Source organism: Sphingopyxis sp. GW821-FHT02C12 (genome assembly GCF_059421785.1).
Genome location: NZ_JBWKVQ010000002.1, coordinates 376,405 through 392,808, shown reverse-complemented (window position 1 = coordinate 392,808; position 16,404 = coordinate 376,405). Strand labels below are relative to the sequence as shown.

At 65.4% G+C, this 16,404-nt stretch carries 14 protein-coding genes; 2 read left to right on the top strand and 12 right to left on the bottom strand.

Annotated features, from left to right (window positions below; translation table 11 throughout):
- Positions 1-127 precede the first annotated feature (127 nt).
- From AC07U1_RS17080 to AC07U1_RS17045, 8 genes are all read right to left on the bottom strand, one after another.
- Positions 128-544 (bottom strand): hypothetical protein, encoded by a 417-nt coding sequence (locus tag AC07U1_RS17080; protein WP_495178200.1) that lies wholly within the window; start codon positions 542-544, stop codon positions 128-130.
- A gap of 98 nt (positions 545-642) precedes the next feature.
- The gene (locus tag AC07U1_RS17075) at positions 643-1,179 is read right to left on the bottom strand and encodes a J domain-containing protein (RefSeq protein ID WP_495178201.1); all 537 of its coding nucleotides are present in this window, start codon (positions 1,177-1,179) and stop codon (positions 643-645) included.
- A gap of 222 nt (positions 1,180-1,401) precedes the next feature.
- The gene (locus AC07U1_RS17070) at positions 1,402-2,187 is read right to left on the bottom strand and encodes a polyphosphate kinase 2 family protein (RefSeq protein WP_056349581.1); all 786 of its coding nucleotides are present in this window, start codon (positions 2,185-2,187) and stop codon (positions 1,402-1,404) included.
- A gap of 85 nt (positions 2,188-2,272) precedes the next feature.
- Positions 2,273-3,217: a hypothetical protein gene (locus AC07U1_RS17065; RefSeq protein WP_495178202.1), complete on the bottom strand. Its 945-nt coding sequence runs from the start codon at positions 3,215-3,217 to the stop codon at positions 2,273-2,275.
- Between the two features lie 54 nt (positions 3,218-3,271).
- On the bottom strand, positions 3,272-4,147 hold the full coding sequence (locus AC07U1_RS17060; protein ID WP_495178203.1) for an alpha/beta fold hydrolase: 876 nt from the start codon (positions 4,145-4,147) through the stop codon (positions 3,272-3,274).
- Positions 4,148-4,149: 2 nt separating this feature from the next.
- The gene (aspS, locus tag AC07U1_RS17055) at positions 4,150-5,940 is read right to left on the bottom strand and encodes an aspartate--tRNA ligase (RefSeq protein ID WP_495178204.1); all 1,791 of its coding nucleotides are present in this window, start codon (positions 5,938-5,940) and stop codon (positions 4,150-4,152) included.
- 102 nt (positions 5,941-6,042) lie between these two features.
- Positions 6,043-7,554 (bottom strand): FAD-binding protein, encoded by a 1,512-nt coding sequence (locus AC07U1_RS17050; protein WP_495178205.1) that lies wholly within the window; start codon positions 7,552-7,554, stop codon positions 6,043-6,045.
- Complete coding sequence (locus AC07U1_RS17045; RefSeq protein ID WP_495178206.1) at positions 7,554-7,883, bottom strand: hypothetical protein; 330 nt, start codon at positions 7,881-7,883, stop codon at positions 7,554-7,556. Before AC07U1_RS17045 ends, AC07U1_RS17050 begins: the two co-directional genes overlap by 1 nt.
- A 109-nt stretch (positions 7,884-7,992) precedes the next feature.
- Here AC07U1_RS17045 and rnd point away from each other — a divergent pair, with 109 nt between their 5' ends.
- Positions 7,993-9,204 carry a ribonuclease D gene (gene rnd / locus AC07U1_RS17040; RefSeq protein ID WP_495178207.1) on the top strand — a complete coding sequence of 404 codons (1,212 nt, stop codon included), beginning with the start codon at positions 7,993-7,995 and terminating at the stop codon, positions 9,202-9,204.
- On the opposite strand, the gene AC07U1_RS17035 is transcribed toward rnd, so the two are convergent.
- The 4 genes from AC07U1_RS17035 to AC07U1_RS17020 form a co-directional block, all read right to left on the bottom strand.
- Positions 9,201-10,673 (bottom strand): Ppx/GppA family phosphatase, encoded by a 1,473-nt coding sequence (locus AC07U1_RS17035; protein WP_495178208.1) that lies wholly within the window; start codon positions 10,671-10,673, stop codon positions 9,201-9,203. The two genes, rnd and AC07U1_RS17035, sit on opposite strands and share 4 nt — an antisense overlap.
- Before the next feature lie 4 nt (positions 10,674-10,677).
- Positions 10,678-12,846, bottom strand: a complete 2,169-nt coding sequence (locus tag AC07U1_RS17030) for an RNA degradosome polyphosphate kinase (RefSeq protein WP_495178209.1) — start codon at positions 12,844-12,846, stop codon at positions 10,678-10,680.
- Positions 12,837-13,493, bottom strand: coding sequence for an HdaA/DnaA family protein (locus AC07U1_RS17025; protein WP_495178210.1), 657 nt, complete (start codon positions 13,491-13,493; stop codon positions 12,837-12,839). The genes AC07U1_RS17030 and AC07U1_RS17025 overlap by 10 nt, the downstream gene beginning before the upstream one ends.
- Positions 13,494-13,758: 265 nt before the next feature.
- A complete protein-coding gene (locus AC07U1_RS17020; RefSeq protein WP_495178211.1) occupies positions 13,759-15,030 on the bottom strand; it encodes a heavy-metal-associated domain-containing protein in 1,272 nt (423 codons plus the stop codon).
- A 212-nt stretch (positions 15,031-15,242) separates the two neighbouring features.
- Between AC07U1_RS17020 and purM the strand changes: the two genes are divergently transcribed.
- Complete coding sequence (gene purM, locus AC07U1_RS17015; RefSeq protein WP_495178212.1) at positions 15,243-16,361, top strand: phosphoribosylformylglycinamidine cyclo-ligase; 1,119 nt, start codon at positions 15,243-15,245, stop codon at positions 16,359-16,361.
- Positions 16,362-16,404 lie beyond the last annotated feature (43 nt).

The following is a 16,404-nucleotide window of genomic DNA, read 5'->3' as shown; positions in this document are numbered from 1 at the left end:
GCTTGGGATGGTAAGCGGACACTCCGGCACAACCCGTTCCCCGGCGAAGGCCAGGGAACGGGTCCGATAGGGCCACTATCGCCCGAAACCAGCCATTTCCCTCTCGTCCAGGTCGCCTGCGGCGGCCCTATTCCGACGCGTCGCGCGCCGCGTCGGCGACCAACAGTCCGCCGATCACGAGGACCGCGACGACACCGATCGCGATCCCCACCTCGGTCGAGAGATTGTTCCGCTGTTTCCGTTCGAGCGGTCGACCATTGAGGAGGAGGCTCTGTTCACCGTCGAGTGCGATGCCGATCCGGCTCTCGAAGCGCCGCACTTCGCGATCCGACTGGCGGCTGCCGTCGATGTTGATGGTGTCGCGCGCGAGACGCAGTTCGAGGCGCGGTGCCTCCTTATGCCGGCCGCCGCCCAAAGGCAGCGTGAAGCCAACGCCAACGATGCCCTCGGCACGACCGAGCCCCTGATCGCGAAACCCCCCGGACTGGGCCAAGGCAGGCGTCGTCAGCGCCGCAGTGAGCAGCATCGCGATTATCGTTCGCATATCGTCCATCCCCCATGTTCGCCCTGATTCACTCTATGTTAAAAATATATAACATGGAGTCAATTGGAATTTACATTGTTGGCGCTTGCGCGTCCCGCCTACGCCGGTTTCCAGCTCTTTCGCTCTTCGGCCTGTTTAAGCACTTCGAACGCCGCCTGCCCCGCCGCGAAGCGCTTCGCGGCCTCTGCGTCGCCGGGCTTGACGTCGGGATGGCATTCCTTGGCGAGGCCCCGCCACGCCTTCTTCGTCGCCTCGAAATCGGCGTCGGGTTCGAGGTCCAATATTTCCAGCGCGCGCATCTCGTCGGCGCTACGGCTGCCGTCGCCCGACCCGCCCCATTCATAATGCTGGGCGCGGGCGTAGCTGCGCGCGCCGCGCGCTTCGTCGGCGGCGCGTTCGGCGGCATCCTCGGCGCTCAGCCCTTCGAAATAGTCCCAACCGCGATTATATTCGGCGGCGTGGGTTTCACAGAAATACCAGCGATCGGGGTTGTTCGGCGATTTGGGCGCAGGGCAGTTGCCGGGGTTGGTGCAACCGTGACGGTCGCAAAGCCGCACCTTCTGCGCCTCGCGCGACGATCCATAGGGGCGCCAGCGGGGAAAACCCCAGTCGTCGGTTCTTTTGGCGCGGCTCATCCGACCCCATGTAGCGACGAGGGCCGGAAATGGCTAGCCGACCGCGCCGAATCGCGCCGAAAAAAGCGCTTTCCTAAAAAAGATCGCTGTGCGAGCATCCGCTGCCTGGCTCTTTCGATCGTGCATGTCCCGGTGATTTGTCACGCGTCGCCCATCACCGCTTAAAGCGACAAAGGAGACAGTTTCGATGCGCACATGCGTATCTTTTGTCGCTTTAGGACTTCAATCCTTCGGTTGATACCCGAACGCCTTGTGCGCCAGCTTGACCGTCGCGGGGTCGAGGTCGGGCGGGGTCATCGGCACCGCGGCCTCGAGCGTGTCGGCGATGTGGGTCAATGCGGCGATGCGTCCCGCCTTCTTGTTGTTGCCGTCGATCACCGTCCACGGCGCCCAACGTGTGTTGGTCTGCGCAAACATGTCGTGCATCGCGGCGAGATAGTCGGCGCGGCGCGCGCGGTTGCGATAATCGTCGGCGCCGGTCTTCCACCGCTTCCACGGATCGTCGAGCCGGTCGGCGAAGCGCTTGTCCTGTTCGTCCTGCGTGATGTGGACGAACAGCTTGACCAGATGCGTCTTCGACCCGGTCAGTTGCGCCTCGAACTCGTTGATCTCGTCGTAACCCTTGCGCCATTCGCCTTCGCTCGCATAACCCTCGACCCGCTCGACGAGGACGCGGCCGTACCAGCTGCGGTCGAAGATCGACAATTCGCGGTTTCCCGGCAGCCGTTTCCAGAAACGCCAGAGGAAATGGCGCGATTTTTCCTCGTCGGTCGGCGCGCTGATCGGCCAGACTTCGAAATATCGCGGGTCGAGCTGCGCCGCGAGGCGGGTGATGATCCCGCCCTTGCCGGCCGCATCCCAGCCTTCGAACATGATGACGCTGCGCTGGCCGTGGGTGATATGCGCCGCCTGGATGCGTTCGAGCCGCCCCTGCAGCGCGGCGAGATCCTCGCCATAATCGCCATCATATTTGGCACCGGATTCGAAGTCGGACAGGTCGATGGTCATCGCGCGACCTTAGCCCGGTCGATGCGCGATCACCAAGCGCCCGTTGCACCGCTGTCGCCCTTTGGCACAGCGCAGCGAGCGTTTGTTACTGCCCGGCCATATAGGCTTGTCGCGCGTCCCAGTCGGCAAGCGCGCGGCGATGGCGGTCGATACGCGCCAGCCCCTCGCCGATGTCGCGGTTTGTCGACCCCAGGCGCTGCGCCTGCCCGTACCAGTCGATCGCGGCGGTGAAATCGCGTCGCGCCTCGGCGCAGAGGCCGAGGTTGAAGGCAAGCGCCGCGGTCGGCTCGACATCGCGTCCGATCGCCGCCCAACTGTCGCAGGCACCCGCCTCGTCGCCCTTGGTCTGGCGGATCGCGGCTTTGAACGCCTCCGCCGCCGCCTTGGGCAGGCCCTTGCGATTTTCCTCGACGCGGACGTCTTCGGAAAAGCCGCTCGGCGCGAAGTCGCGGCGGATGGTCCCGACCTGCGCCTTCAACGTCGTTTCGACGAACGCATCGACGGTGCGGCTCGCCTTGCGGTCGGGGCAATAGACGAGTTCGTCGCGCGCACTCAGCGGGCGTGTATAGCGCACGCTGCCGTCGCCCATCGCGACCAGCCGGACATTGGTGCTGACCGTCGCCACCCGGCGTCGGCAGCGCATGTCATATTCCTCTTCCTTCAGGCATTTATTCTTGTCGGCGGGGTCCTGTTCAACGCAGCGCTTGCGCTTCTCGGTCGTGGCGGTTTCGTCGACCCCGACGCGAACATTGCCGGTGACCAGCGCATCGGTCGGCACCCCCGATTCGGGCGCAACCACCCGGAAATAGGGCCGGCCGCCAAAGCGAACGCCAGCGAGTTCGCTTTCCAGCGCCTGTGACAGGATGCTGCCGTCCTCGCCCTCGAAGCGGTCGACTGCGATACTGACCAGATCGTTGACGTTGGGGCTTCCGGCCGGGTTGGCACCCGCGATCGTCAGCGTCTCCGCCGTTGCGGGAACCGCACTACAGACCAGCGCACCGGCCAGTATCCATCGCGAATGGCTCATCATTTCCCCCCGACGCCCATCGACCCGCTGCCGGGCTATCGCAGCCCGCCAAGCGAGTCAAAGTTCGGTGGCGATGAAGTCGGCCAGGCGCTCGGGCGCTTCCATCGGGATGAAATGGCTGAGTTCGGCCCAATGCTCGTCGCGCACTGCGCCGAGCGAAGCGCCCAGGCCGGGCGATGTCGGGCTGACGGAAAAATCGAGAGTGCCTGCGCGCTCGCCGGTCTTGGCACGGATCACGCTGATCGGCGCCGAAATCCCACCAAACCAGCGATGGGGGTCGGTACGCAGCGCGTTGAGATAGACCGACGCCTCCAACGCGGGCGGGCAAGCCAGTTCCCACCCCTCGCCATCCGCAGCGGGAAGCAATCCAAACCGGCAATAATCGGCGAGCGCTTCGGCCCGCCAATGCGCATAGGGCGGACGCGTAGCGAAGTGCGCGGCCATCGCCTCCCAGCCATCCCAGCGATTCCGCCGCCGCGCCACCGGATGCTCGGCGGGGTCGGGAACGGGTTGCCCGACTGCTTCGGCATAAAATTCGGGCGGCATGATCACGGGATCGACCAGAATCAGGTGACGGAAAGCCCGCGGCCGCTCGGCGGCGAGCCGCGTGAGCAGATAGCCGCCCATGCTGTGCCCGCAGCCGACGAATGTTGTTCCCGCAAAAGGGTCGATCAGCGGCAACAGGAAATCGGTCGTTGCCGCCCAGTCGGACAGCGAAGCCGGCTTTGCGCTGCGCCCGTGACCGCGGCTGTCAGGCGCCACCACATGCGTCCCGGCCGGGAGCGCCGCAACGACCTGATCCCACAACCGGGCGTGAAAGCCCGTCGCATGAAGCAGCAACACCGACGGCCGGTTGGTGGGCTCGCCCCATTCGAACCAGCAAATCTCGCCATCCGGCGTCGACAGCCGGTGCTCCCGCGCCGCCGACGTCATGCTCAGCCCTTCGGCCCGTCCACGATGCGGATGCCGAGTTCCTTGAGCTGCTTGTCGCTGACCGGCGCCGGGGCCTGCATCATCAGGTCCTCGGCCTTCTGCGTCATCGGGAAGACGATGACTTCGCGGATGTTGGGCTCGTCCGCGAGCAGCATGACGATGCGGTCGACGCCCGGCGCCGAGCCACCGTGCGGCGGCGCGCCGAATTTGAACGCGTTGATCATGCCGGCGAAATTGGTGTCAACATCGGCCTGGCTGTAACCGGCGATTTCGAACGCCTTATACATGATGTCCGGCCGATGGTTCCGGATCGCGCCCGACGACAGTTCGACGCCGTTGCACACAATGTCGTACTGATACGCCAATATGTCGAGCGGGTCCTTCGAGGTCAGCGCCTCCAACTCGCCCTGCGGCATGCTGAAGGGATTGTGGCTGAAATCGATCTTGCCGGTTTCCTCGTCAGCCTCGAACATCGGGAAGTCGACGATCCAGCAGAATTCGAAGCGCGACTGGTCGATCAGTTCCAGCTGCTCGGCGACACGCGTGCGGGCGAGTCCGGCGAGCTTCGTGGCCTGCGCCTCCTTGCCGGCCGAGAAGAAGATGCCGTCGTTCGGGCCAAGACCGAGCGCGTCGGCGATCGCCTTCATGCCCTCCTGCCCGTGATTGTTCGCGATCGGCCCGCCGAACACGCCGTCCTTCTGCGTCGCATAGCCAAGGCCGGGGAAACCTTCGGACTGCGCCCACGAGTTCATTTCGTCGAAGAACTTACGGCTCTTTTCAGCCGTGTTCGGCGCGGGCACCGCGCGGACGACGTCGCCCGCCTCGACCATCGACGCAAAGCGGCCGAAACCCGACCCCTTGAACAGGTCGGACACGTCGGTGATCAGCAACGGGTTACGCAGATCGGGCTTGTCGTTGCCGTATTTCGCCATCGATTCCCGGTATGGGATGCGCTTGAACGGCAGCGGCGACACGGTGCGCCCCTTGCCCTGCCAGTCGGCGAATTCTTCGAACACGCCATGAAGCACGGGCTCGATCGCGGCGAACACGTCGTCCTGGGTGACGTAGCTCATCTCGAAATCGAGCTGGTAGAATTCGCCGGGCGAACGGTCGGCGCGCGCATCCTCGTCGCGGAAGCAGGGGGCGATCTGGAAATATCTGTCGAACCCGGCGACCATCAGCAGCTGCTTGAACATCTGCGGGGCCTGCGGGAGGGCATAGAATTTGCCCGGATGGACCCGCGACGGGACCAGATAGTCGCGCGCGCCCTCCGGCGATGACGCCGTCAGGATCGGCGTCTGGAATTCTGTAAAGCCCTGCCCAATCATCCGGCGGCGAAGGCTGGAAATCACGTTCGAGCGCAGCATGATGTTGGCGTGAAGCCGCTCGCGCCGCAAATCGAGGTAGCGGTAGCGCAGGCGGATATCCTCGGGATATTCGGTATCGCCGAACACCGGCAACGGCAGCTTGTCGGCCGACGACTGGACGACGATCTCGCTGGGATAGATTTCGATCTCGCCGGTCGGCAGTTTCGGATTGATCGTCTCGGGCGAGCGGGCCGAGACCTTGCCCGTCACCGTCAGCACCGATTCCGGTCCGGCCGCATCGACGATCGTGAACAGGTCCGACCCGGTCTCGACGATGATCTGGGTCACGCCGTAATGGTCGCGCAGATCGACGAACAGCACGTTCGCATGTTCACGCGTGCGATGGATCCAGCCCGACAGGCGGACCTCTTGCCCGACTTCGGCGGCGGTCAAGGCGGCACAGGTGTGCGTACGATAGGCGTGCATTTTTTCGTCTTTCAATCGTCGGGGAGCGCGGGCGAAAGCCGCACCGATATGGCCGCGCCTAAGGCAGGGCGACGCGCCATTTGTCAAGGGTAGAAGGGCGATTCAACCAGTCAGCCCCAGCCCGTCGAGCACCGCGCTGCCGAAGATCGCGCGATGCGTGGGATCGGGGATCAGACGGTTGCGGGCGGCGCGCCAGCGTTGCAAATCCTCGCCATAATCGGTTGCGACGCGTGCCCCATCGAGGTGACAGCTTTTCGCCCAGTGGCGCGTGAAGTCCACCCCCTCGCGGTCGAGCAGTTCGACGACGCGCGCATAGGCTTCGGCGGTCCGCGGGCTGCGCGGACCGTCGAAGTCGATCACTGCATTGTGGGTGAAACGCGCAGGTGCGAGCAGCCCCTGCGCGCGTTCCATGAAGCGCACTGTCACCGCGGTCGAACCGCCGTGGCGCGTGTAGACGCCGCAGATCAGCTCAAACACATGCGCCAAATCGCTGCGGTCGATCGTCACCGAGGCGTTGAACAGATCGGCGAGCGGCCGGTGGGTGTCGAGCCCCTCCCCCCAGGTGCCATGCACCGGCGGGTCATCGACGTCGGGACCTGCCGCATAGCCCATCTTCATCGCGAACTGGAGCAGCGCGCCGCGCGCCCAGGGGTAATCGTCGAGCAGCCGCCCGAGCAGGCTGAGCGCGTCGTAACCCGCGCCCATTTCCCCCGGCGTCGCCTGGTCGTAATTAGCGCGCCAGGGCTCGGCATAGAGGAAACGCAGCATCGCGGGGCGTTTGAACGGCTTGTACGGATTGACGATCATCTGGACGAAATCGGGATCGCGATCGAGCGCATAGGCGGCCGAAAAGCGACGGAAGTCGCCGACCGCGAGCCAGTCGAGCGCGGCGCAGTCAACCTTGCGCAGATTCTGGATCGGGCGGACGAGGAATTTGGGGACGCTATCGACGACGAGCGCGGTGACGATGCCGAGCGCCCCGACGGGCAACTGGACCGCGGCGAAGACGTCGTCGTCGCGCAGGACCGTCGACCCGGTCGCGGCGATGAAGGCGTCGCTCATCACCCCGGCCGCGGGTTCGACCCAATGGACGCCCGCAGGTGTCACCAGTTGCAGCGCGCGGATATGATCCTGGATGCCGCCGCGCGCGACCATCGAGCCGTGCGTCCCTGTCGCCGCTGCGCCCGCGAAGGTCTGGCCGTTGCCCGCGCCGCTCGTCCACAGCGAGCGGCCTTCTGCCTCGAGCTTGTCCGACACCTCGTCGACGAGCGTCCCTGCCTCGACGAGCATCAGCCCGGCGGCATCGACACCGGGCAAGACGTCACTCGCGGCGATGCGAAAGCAGCGGTTGAAGCGGCGGGTGTGGAGCAGCCAAGCGTCCGAACAGATATTGACGTTCGATGGCGACCAGCCTGCGCCGAGCGGCCGCACGCGTTTCCCCTTCGCCAGCGCTTCGCCAAGCCATTCGCGCACCGTCGCCGCCGCGATCGCGATCTCGTCGCGCCCGCGCGCCGCATCGCCGCTGCGCAGCGCGAAACGCGTCGCATCCTCGCACACGCCGGTGCCGTGATAATTGGTCCAGCGACCCGACTCGCCGAGCGGAACAATGGGCATCACGCGTCTCCCAGCGGCTGAATACCGGCATGGGCGCGCCAGGCGACGGTCACCGGGCGGATCAAGCCAAGCGTCGCGATAGCAACCAGGGTCTGCCGGCGCGTCGCATAGACTCGCAGGTCGCACAGCCCGTGATCGGCCTCCGGCGTCACAAAGGGTTGCCGCGCCGCGGCGGCGAGTCCCCAATATCTCAGCGTCACGACCATCGATTCCTCGTCGAGTGGCCGCGGATTGGCGATCGACACGAAGATGTCGCCCTGCCCCGCCATATATTGCCCGAAAAGCAGCGCAAAACCGATCGCCGCCAGCGTCCAGCCGACCCACATCATGTGCCGATACCCCCTCGCGTTTCAACATGCCGATGTTCCGGCTTCGCGACCCGAAGAGCGTGGGCAATTTTTCCTGCCCGTCTGCATCAACTAGCTGTATAGGCGCGGCATGCAAGTCCATCCGCTCATCGAAACCAGCGCCGCGCTCGTCGAATTCTGTGATCTCATCAAGGACAGCGAATTCATCGCCGTCGATACCGAGTTCATGCGCGAGAATACCTTCTGGCCCGAACTCTGCCTGATTCAGGTCGCCAACAGCGACCATGCCGCGGGTATCGACCCGTTGGCGAAGGACATGGATATGAAACCGCTGCTCGACCTGATGGTCGACAACGAGGACATGCTGAAGGTCTTCCATGCCGGCGGGCAGGATGTCGAAATCATCTTCAATCTGACCGGCAAAACGCCGCACCCGATTTTCGACACCCAGATCGGGCAGATGGCGCTCGGCCAGGCCGAACAGGTCGGCTATTCGAACCTCGTCGAGGCGTGGCTGGGCATTCAGCTCGACAAGGGCGCGCGCTTCACCGACTGGAGCCGTCGGCCGCTCGACAAGCGCCAGATCGATTATGCGATCGGCGACGTCACCCATTTGGCCAAGATTTTCCCGATGATGCTGAAGAAGCTCGTCAAGACCGGGCGCGGCCATTGGCTCGACGAGGAGATGGAAAAGCTCGCCGATCCGTCGAACTACAGCGTCGACCCCGACCAAGCGTGGCACCGGATCAAGATTCCATCGCGCAAACCCGACGTGCTCGGTCGCCTGCAATCACTCGCCGCATGGCGCGAGCGCGAGGCGCGGTCGAAGAATCTGCCGCGCGGCCGGATCGTCAAAGACGAAACGCTCGCCGACCTCGCGGCGCATCCGCCGAAGGATCAGGACGGCTTGGGCCGCGTACGCGGCCTGTCGGCGACGTGGCGCTCGAACGACATCGGCGGGCGACTGATGGATGCACTCGACAACGCCAAGCCGCTCGACCGCGACGACATGCCCGACCGCGCCCCGCGTGGGCCGGGACTGGGCAAGGAAGGCGTGCTCGTCGCCGACCTGCTCAAGCTGCTGCTCAAGATTCGCGGACGCGAGCTCAATGTCGCAGCGCGGCTGATCGCGCGCAGCGACGAACTCGAAGCGCTCGCAGCGGGACGGCGCGACGATATTCCGATGTTGCAGGGCTGGCGCTATGATGTGTTCGGCCATGCCGCGCTCGACCTGGTCGAGGGACGGATGGGCTTTGCCGTCCAGCACGGCAAGCTGGTGATGAGCAAGATCGAGGCCCCGACCCCGATCGACGCGGCCCCGATCGACGCGACTCAAGCTTAAAGAAGCAGCAATTCGGGCTTGGCGTCGAGCGCTTGCGCGAGCGAGCGCAGGCGGCGGTCGACCGATTCGCCGGCGAGGTGGTGCCAGCCCGCTTCGAGGCTGAGGACCAGCTTGCCCTTTTCGAGTGCAATGCGGCTCGCCTTTAGCGGCGCTTCGACCCCGCCGGTCAGGCGCTGCGCCAGCCGGATCGCGAGCCCCCATTGCCGCGCCCGCGCCAGCCGCTCGGCCGCGACGAGCGATCCCATCGCCGGAAAATCGCCGTCGGCGCCGCCGAAACCTGCGTGGAGAGCGCGCGCGAGCAGGATGCGGCCTGGAATGTCGATGCCGCGCCAGTTGCCGTGGAGGCCGATTTCGGTGCCGCGGTCGGCGCGGAAATCGGGGTTCGCCGACCAGGCGACATCGCTGAGCAGGCTGGCCGCGAGGCGGACACGACTGTCGGCGGCGTCTTCGCTGGCGAAGAGCGGTGCGATCCATTCGGCAAGCGCGGGACCGTGCGGGGCAAAGCGCGCGAGGCGGCGGCCTTCGAATTCGGCGGCAACGATCAGCGGGTCCTGCGCCCGCGTCCCGGCGTCGAGCGCCTGATAGAGCAGCCCTTCGCGCAAACCCGACGACGAAACCGTCATGTCGGGAACGTCGATGATGTTGGCGAGCGCGGCGAGCAGGGCCGCGGCGTCGGGCAGCGATGCGGCGCGATTCGACGCCATGCCGGGAATCGCCTTCAGTTCCTCGAAGCTCAGCCGCTGGGTCGCGCGGAGCAGCCGGCGCAGCGCGGTGCGCGGCAGACTGTGCTGGTCGAGCACCGCGAGCGGATCATGAGTGAGTTCAAGGTCGAGACGCGCCAGCGCGCGCCATGAGCCGCCGACGAGATAAAGCGGCAGCCCGGCGCAATCGCCCGGCCAGTCCTTGGCGCGCAGCATCTTGCGGATCGCGCGCTCGAACGCCTGCGGCCCGTCCTTACGCAGCGCGGGAAGCCGCAGCACGCCGAGCGGAAAACTGTTGCGGCGGCCGACCTGGCCGTTCGACACCGCCGCGAGTTCGAGGCTGCCACCGCCCAGATCGACCGCGATGCCGTGCGCGTCGGGGATGGCGGCGATGACGCCATAGCCCGCCGCCTCGGCCTCTTCCTGGCCCGACAGCAGGCGGATCTGAAGTCCCGCTTCGGCGGCGCCGGCGATGAAGTCGGGGCCGTTGGATGCGTCGCGCACCGCGGCGGTCGCGACGCACTGCAGGTCCTTGACCTCCATGTGCCGGGCCAGCAGCGCGTAACGGCGCAGGGCATAGAGGCCGCGCTTGGCGTCTTCGGAGGCGATACGACCGTCGATCGACAGGCCGCGGCCGAGGCCGGCGGCGACTTTTTCGTTGAAGATCACCGCCGGCGCGCGCGGCGGGCCTTCATAAACGACGAGGCGGACCGAGTTCGAACCGATGTCGATGACCGCGGAGCGGTGGAGTTTGGACTGGGGACGCAATTTTTCAATCATCGCGCATATTGAGGATGAGCGTCGGCACGTCCTGGCGCTGGTGGAGCGCGGTGCCGCGACCCGAAAGCGACGGGTTCGTCATGAAATAGTGGTGCAAGTTAAATGGCTTATCGTCCGGTGTTAAGCGTGCATAGGTGCCGTCGGGCAGCAGGACCCAGCTTTGTTCATTGTCGATGAGGTTGGCGACGAGCACCTGGTCCAGAATCTGGTCGTGGACGGTCGGATTTTCGATCGGGATCATATATTCGACGCGGCGGTCGAAGTTGCGCGGCATCCAGTCGGCGCTGGAGATATAGAGCTTGGCGTTGCGGTGCGGCAGCGCAGCGCCGTTGGCGAAGGCCCAGATGCGGCTATGCTCGAGAAAGCGGCCGACGACCGATTTGACGCGGATCGTTTCGGACAGGCCCGGAACCCCTGGGCGCAGGCAGCAGATGCCGCGCACGACGAGTTCGACCGGCACCCCGGCGACGCTCGCTTCATAGAGCTTGTCGATGATGCCGGGGTCGACGAGGCTGTTCATCTTGGCCCAGACGCCCGAGGGCGCCCCCGCGCGCGCCGCGGCGATCTCGGCATCGATGAGCTGGCTGAGATGCGCGCGCATGTTGAGCGGCGACATGGTGATCATGTCGAGCCGTTCGGGTTCGACATAGCCGGTGATGTAATTGAACAATTGCGCCGCATCGCGGCCGGCGCGCGGGTCGGCGGTGAAGAAGCTGAGGTCGGTGTAGATGCGCGCGGTCACCGGGTGGTAGTTGCCGGTGCCGAAGTGGCAGTAGGTTTTATACCCCTGCCCCTCGCGGCGAACGACCATCGAAATCTTGGCGTGGGTCTTCCATTCGATGAAGCCATAGACGACCTGCACCCCGGCGCGTTCGAGCTGGTTCGCCCAGAGCAGATTCTGTTCCTCGTCGAAGCGCGCCTTAAGCTCGACGACCGCGGTCACCGACTTGCCCGCCTCGGCCGCCTCGATCAGCGCGCGGATCACCGGCGACTGGTCGCCGGCGCGGTAGAGCGTCTGCTTGATCGCGACGACGTCAGGGTCGGCCGCCGCCTGCCGCAGGAAGGCGAGAACGACCTCGAAGCTTTCATAGGGATGGTGGACGAGGATGTCCTTGCTGCGGATCGCCGCGAAGCAATCGCCGCCATGTTCGCGAATGCGTTCGGGAAAACGCGCCGAGAAGGCGGGGAATTTGAGGTCGGGGCGGTCGACGTCGACGAGCGCCGACAGCGCCGCGAGGCCGACGAAGCCGTCGATCTTGGCGACGATCGCTTCATGCCCCTGGATATCGGCGTTGAGCACCGCGGCGAGTTCGCCGGGCATGTCGGCCTCAAGCTCCAAAAGGATGACGCGGCCGCGACGGCGGCGGCGGATCGCGGTGCGGAACAGGCGGACGAGATCCTCGGCCTCTTCCTCCAACTCGATGTCGCTGTCGCGGATGATGCGAAAGACGCCGCGCGCGCGGATACGGTAGCCGGGGAAAATGATGTCGCCGAACAATTCGATCAGAAATTCGATCGGGACGAAATTCGACGCCTCGCCGGGGACCGGCACGAAACGCGGGAGCGAGCCCGGTATCATCACCAGTTCGCGGATCGTCTCACCCGTCGCCTTGCGCTCTAGGTCGAGGATCACCCCGAGACCGCGGTTGGGGATGAAGGGAAAGGGATGCGCCGGATCGAGCACCTGCGGGGTGAGGATCGGGAAAATCTGGTCGATGAAATATTGGCGCAGCAGCGTCCGGAGCTTTCCGGCGTCCGAATGGTCGCCGTGGACGACGATACCCTGTTCGCCGAGTTGCCGGTGCAGCAATTGCCATTCGCTCTGCTGCTGATCGACGAGGCGGTTCACCTCGGCCTCGATCTCGGCGAGCTGTTGGCCAGGCGAGCGGCCGTCGGCGCTGGGATCATCGATCCCCTGCAACTGCTGGCCCTTGAGCCCCGCGACGCGGACCATGAAGAATTCGTCGAGGTTGCTGCCCGAAATCGACAGGAAGCGCAGCCGTTCGAGCAGCGGATGCGCGGGATTGCGCGCCTCCTCCATCACCCGCCGGTTGAAGGCGAGCCAGCTGAGTTCGCGGTTGAAGAAGCGTTCGGGGCCGAAGGATGGCCGCGCCGTGTCGGCATCATTGTCTGCGCGTAGGGGGCCGCCAGCTATCGACATGTGTCTTCATCCTGCCTTTCAAGGAGATCGGGATCGATCAGCCCCTGTGACAGTAATGTTTCACGCGTAAGACGAACCCCGACGCGCCGTCCCTGTTCGAGCGAGGCGGCGTCGAGCGCGGCGACAATGCGGTGGAGCGTCGCATAGCTGCGCTCCATGCGCGGGACGATATAGGACGCGACCTCGGGCGCGAGCGCCATGCCGCGCTGCGCGAACAGCGCCTCGATCAGGTCGCGCGCGAGGCAATCATCGGGTTCGCCGATCGCCAGCACGGGCACGGCGCGCAGGCGCGAGGCGAGATCGGGAAGCCGGATATCCCAGTCGGTGGGCGGCGCGTCGGCGATGACGAGAAGCGGGTCGCCGCTCGCCTGCGCGGCGTTCCACGCATGGAACATCTCTTCTTCGGAGACGCTGTCATGGCCGTCGATGACACGGCCGCCGGTTTCGCGCGCGAACAGCCGGCCGATCAGGCTGCGTCCCGACCCGCGCGGGCCGGTGAGAACCGCGGTGCGGACCGGCCATGTTCCGACATGGCGCAGATAACGCACCGCGTCGGCGTTGCTGGTGCCGACGATCAGCGGGCCGTCGTTGCTGCCCCCCGCGCTCCAGTCGAGCGGGAGCGCGATCTGTCGAGGGTTCCGATCCATTACCAGCAAGCCCGAGGCGTCAAAATGGCAAAGATATCGAGCCGAATGAACCGAAGGGAACAGTGGTTCTGTTTCCAAGGGTCATTTGGTTCGAGATCGAAGCCATTTTGGCGTCCCTTCGGGATTTGACCGATTTTGTCCATTGCTTCGTCAGCAAGCCTTAAAATATCGACATATTCCTGCGCCTTGCTTCCTCGCACTGAACAAAATCGCTTCAAACCTCGGGCTTGCTGGTAATGGATCGGAACCCTGGACGCGCCGGCCATCAGCGGCTGATCCGGAGCGTACTCCCGCTCGCCTGTACCTTGTAGCCGCGCGCTTCGAGCGCGGCTTTCAAAGCGGCGATGTCGCCGCGGAAGGTCACGCGCATCACCGACGTGCCGCCGAGCGCGAGGCTGGTGGTCGAGGCCGACTGGACGCCGGACACCCCACCGACGCTGCGCTCGGTTGCCGAGACCGATTCGACGTCAGGCGAACTATATTGGACGGTGAAGCTGGCGACGCCGACGGTCGGCGCGGTCGGCACGCTGGCATCGGTTTCGATGGGCAGTGCGTCGGTGTCGGTTTCCGCCACGTCGGGCAGTTCCTCGACCTTCACAGGTTTTTCGAGCACGAGATAGGTGTCGGTGCGCAGCACCCCGGCGGCAAGCGCGTCGGTATAGAGTCGGTCCATCCGTGCGACCGCCTTTTCCATCATGTCGGGCAGCGCGCGCGGGGTCGGGCCGGTCATCGTGAAACCGCCGATCAGCTTGTTGTCGGGACCGAAGCGCGCGGTGAAATGACCGGTGATCGGCCCGCCGGGATAGCTATATTCGACGCGCGCGATCGGGGTCAGCACGTCGGCGGCGCCATATTGGTCGAGGATTACGCGCCACCAGACGCGGCCACGGCGGCCGACCTGCCCTGAATTGAGCAGCAGGGTGTCGGCACCGGTGCCCGCGGTGCGGACATAGTCGATCGCGCTCTGCCCCGTATTATATTCGGCCCAGGCGCGCTGCCAGGCGCTGCGCTGTTCGAACACCTGCGGCATGCCGTCGATCGAATAGACGGGAATGACGAGCAGCGGCGGCGAACGCAGGGTGCGGCCGCTGACGCCAAGGATCTGGCCGGCGCGGACGCGGTCGAACTGGACACCGAGGCGCGCGACATAGCGGCGCGGGCCGATCTGTTCGTCCTCGACGACGATCGCGGTGACGATGCCGTCGAGCACCGAATCATTGAGCGCCGGCCCGTCGCTGCCGTTGGTCTTGCGATACAACTGGGCCCAGCCCTGGCGCTGCGCCTCGCGCCAGCCCTTGGTCCGGGCGTCGTCGGCATTGTCGCCGGTGACGTCGACGAGGATGCCGCTGGTCAGGAAGTCGCCGCTGCTGTTGATCGGGGTGATACCGCGATCGCCGCGCGTAATCTGGCCATCGACGACACCGACAACGAGAATCGCGAAGAAGAGACCGAAAAGCGCGGCCCAGCGCCAGTCGCGCGGACGAATGGCATCGAGGGTCAGGCGGGGCGCGAAGCGAGGGAAAGCAGCCGAAATCATATAGTTCTTACGCTTCGTTCCCAACCTTAGGGGCGACAGATCCTTTTTCGTCATTCCGGCGAAGGCCGGAATCTCAATCGTCGCATTCTGACGCGATGTCGAGATCCCGGCCTTCGCCGGGATGACGATTTCAGCATGCCCTACGCCAAAGCCGATGTCGCCGACAAGGAAATCATGGCATTTCGTAGCCAGAGTCGTTAGTCGCGCGTGCCATGGATTCCAAGCAGAACAAATCGGACGGGCAGCCCGCCGGATACACTTATGCCCAGGCGGGCGTATCGATCGACGCCGGCAATGCGCTGGTCCGTGCCATTGCTCCGCTCGCCCGTGCGACGCGGCGTCCCGGCGCCGATGCCGACCTGGGTGGCTTCGGCGGCTTTTTCGACCTGAAGGCAGCGGGGTTCAACGATCCGCTGCTCGTCGCGGCGAACGACGGGGTGGGCACCAAGTTGAAGCTCGCGATCGAATCGGGACGCCATGATGGGGTCGGAATCGACCTGGTCGCGATGTGCGTCAACGACCTGATCGTGCAGGGCGCCGAGCCGCTGTTCTTCCTCGATTATTATGCAACCGCGAAGCTGGACAATGACGTCGCGACCGCCGTCGTCGCGAGCATCGCCGAGGGCTGCAAGCAGGCCGGATGCGCGCTGATCGGCGGCGAGACCGCCGAAATGCCGGGCATGTACAGCGAAGGCGATTACGACCTGGCCGGCTTCTGCGTCGGCGCGGTCGAGCGGCACGAGGTGCTGACCGCCGACAAGGTCGCCGCGGGCGACGTCATCCTCGGCCTCGCCTCGTCGGGGGTGCATTCGAACGGCTTCTCGCTCGTCCGGCGGCTGGCGGCGGACAAGGGCTGGAAACTCGATCGCCCGGCGCTGTTCGACCAGGAGGTGCTGCTGATCGACGCGTTGATGGCGCCGACGCGCATCTATGTGAAGAGCCTGTTGCCGCTGGTGAAGACCGGCAAGGTCCACGCGCTGGCGCATATCACCGGCGGCGGGTTGCTCGAGAATATCCCGCGCATCCTGCCCGCGAACCTGCACGCGCATGTCGATGCCGATGCATGGGAGCAGCCGCGGTTGATGGCCTTCCTGCAGGCGCAGGGCAATATCGAGCCCGAGGAGATGGCGCGCACCTTCAACTGCGGGATCGGCATGGCCGTCGTCGTCGCGGAAGGCGATGTTGACGCTGTTACCGCGGCGCTGACCGATGCAGGCGAGACAGTGCTGCGGATCGGGCATATCGCCGACGGCGCGAAGGGCTGCACCGTGACCGGGAGTGCCGAAACCTGGAGCGCGATGGGCGCGTGGAGCGCGACGCATAATGCATAAACCATTCCTCCCTGTTGCGCAGCAATGGGGAGATGGCAGCCCC

Excerpts from the sequence above, each read along its gene's own strand:
- AC07U1_RS17060 (WP_495178203.1), bottom strand. The coding sequence starts at position 4,147 with ATGACGTCGGCGGCGCGGGAGCACCGGCTGTCGACGCCGGATGGCGAG.
- AC07U1_RS17045 (WP_495178206.1), bottom strand. The coding sequence starts at position 7,883 with ATGATGTGGGTCGGCTGGACGCTGGCGGCGATCGGTTTTGCGCTGCTT.
- AC07U1_RS17075 (WP_495178201.1), bottom strand. The coding sequence starts at position 1,179 with ATGAGCCGCGCCAAAAGAACCGACGACTGGGGTTTTCCCCGCTGGCGC.
- AC07U1_RS17020 (WP_495178211.1), bottom strand. The coding sequence starts at position 15,030 with ATGATTTCGGCTGCTTTCCCTCGCTTCGCGCCCCGCCTGACCCTCGAT.
- aspS (WP_495178204.1), bottom strand. The coding sequence starts at position 5,940 with ATGCACGCCTATCGTACGCACACCTGTGCCGCCTTGACCGCCGCCGAA.
- purM (WP_495178212.1), top strand. The coding sequence starts at position 15,243 with ATGGATTCCAAGCAGAACAAATCGGACGGGCAGCCCGCCGGATACACT.
- rnd (WP_495178207.1), top strand. The coding sequence starts at position 7,993 with ATGCAAGTCCATCCGCTCATCGAAACCAGCGCCGCGCTCGTCGAATTC.
- AC07U1_RS17025 (WP_495178210.1), bottom strand. The coding sequence starts at position 13,493 with ATGGATCGGAACCCTCGACAGATCGCGCTCCCGCTCGACTGGAGCGCG.
- AC07U1_RS17030 (WP_495178209.1), bottom strand. The coding sequence starts at position 12,846 with ATGTCGATAGCTGGCGGCCCCCTACGCGCAGACAATGATGCCGACACG.
- AC07U1_RS17080 (WP_495178200.1), bottom strand. The coding sequence starts at position 544 with ATGCGAACGATAATCGCGATGCTGCTCACTGCGGCGCTGACGACGCCT.
- AC07U1_RS17070 (WP_056349581.1), bottom strand. The coding sequence starts at position 2,187 with ATGACCATCGACCTGTCCGACTTCGAATCCGGTGCCAAATATGATGGC.
- AC07U1_RS17050 (WP_495178205.1), bottom strand. The coding sequence starts at position 7,554 with ATGCCCATTGTTCCGCTCGGCGAGTCGGGTCGCTGGACCAATTATCAC.
- AC07U1_RS17065 (WP_495178202.1), bottom strand. The coding sequence starts at position 3,217 with ATGATGAGCCATTCGCGATGGATACTGGCCGGTGCGCTGGTCTGTAGT.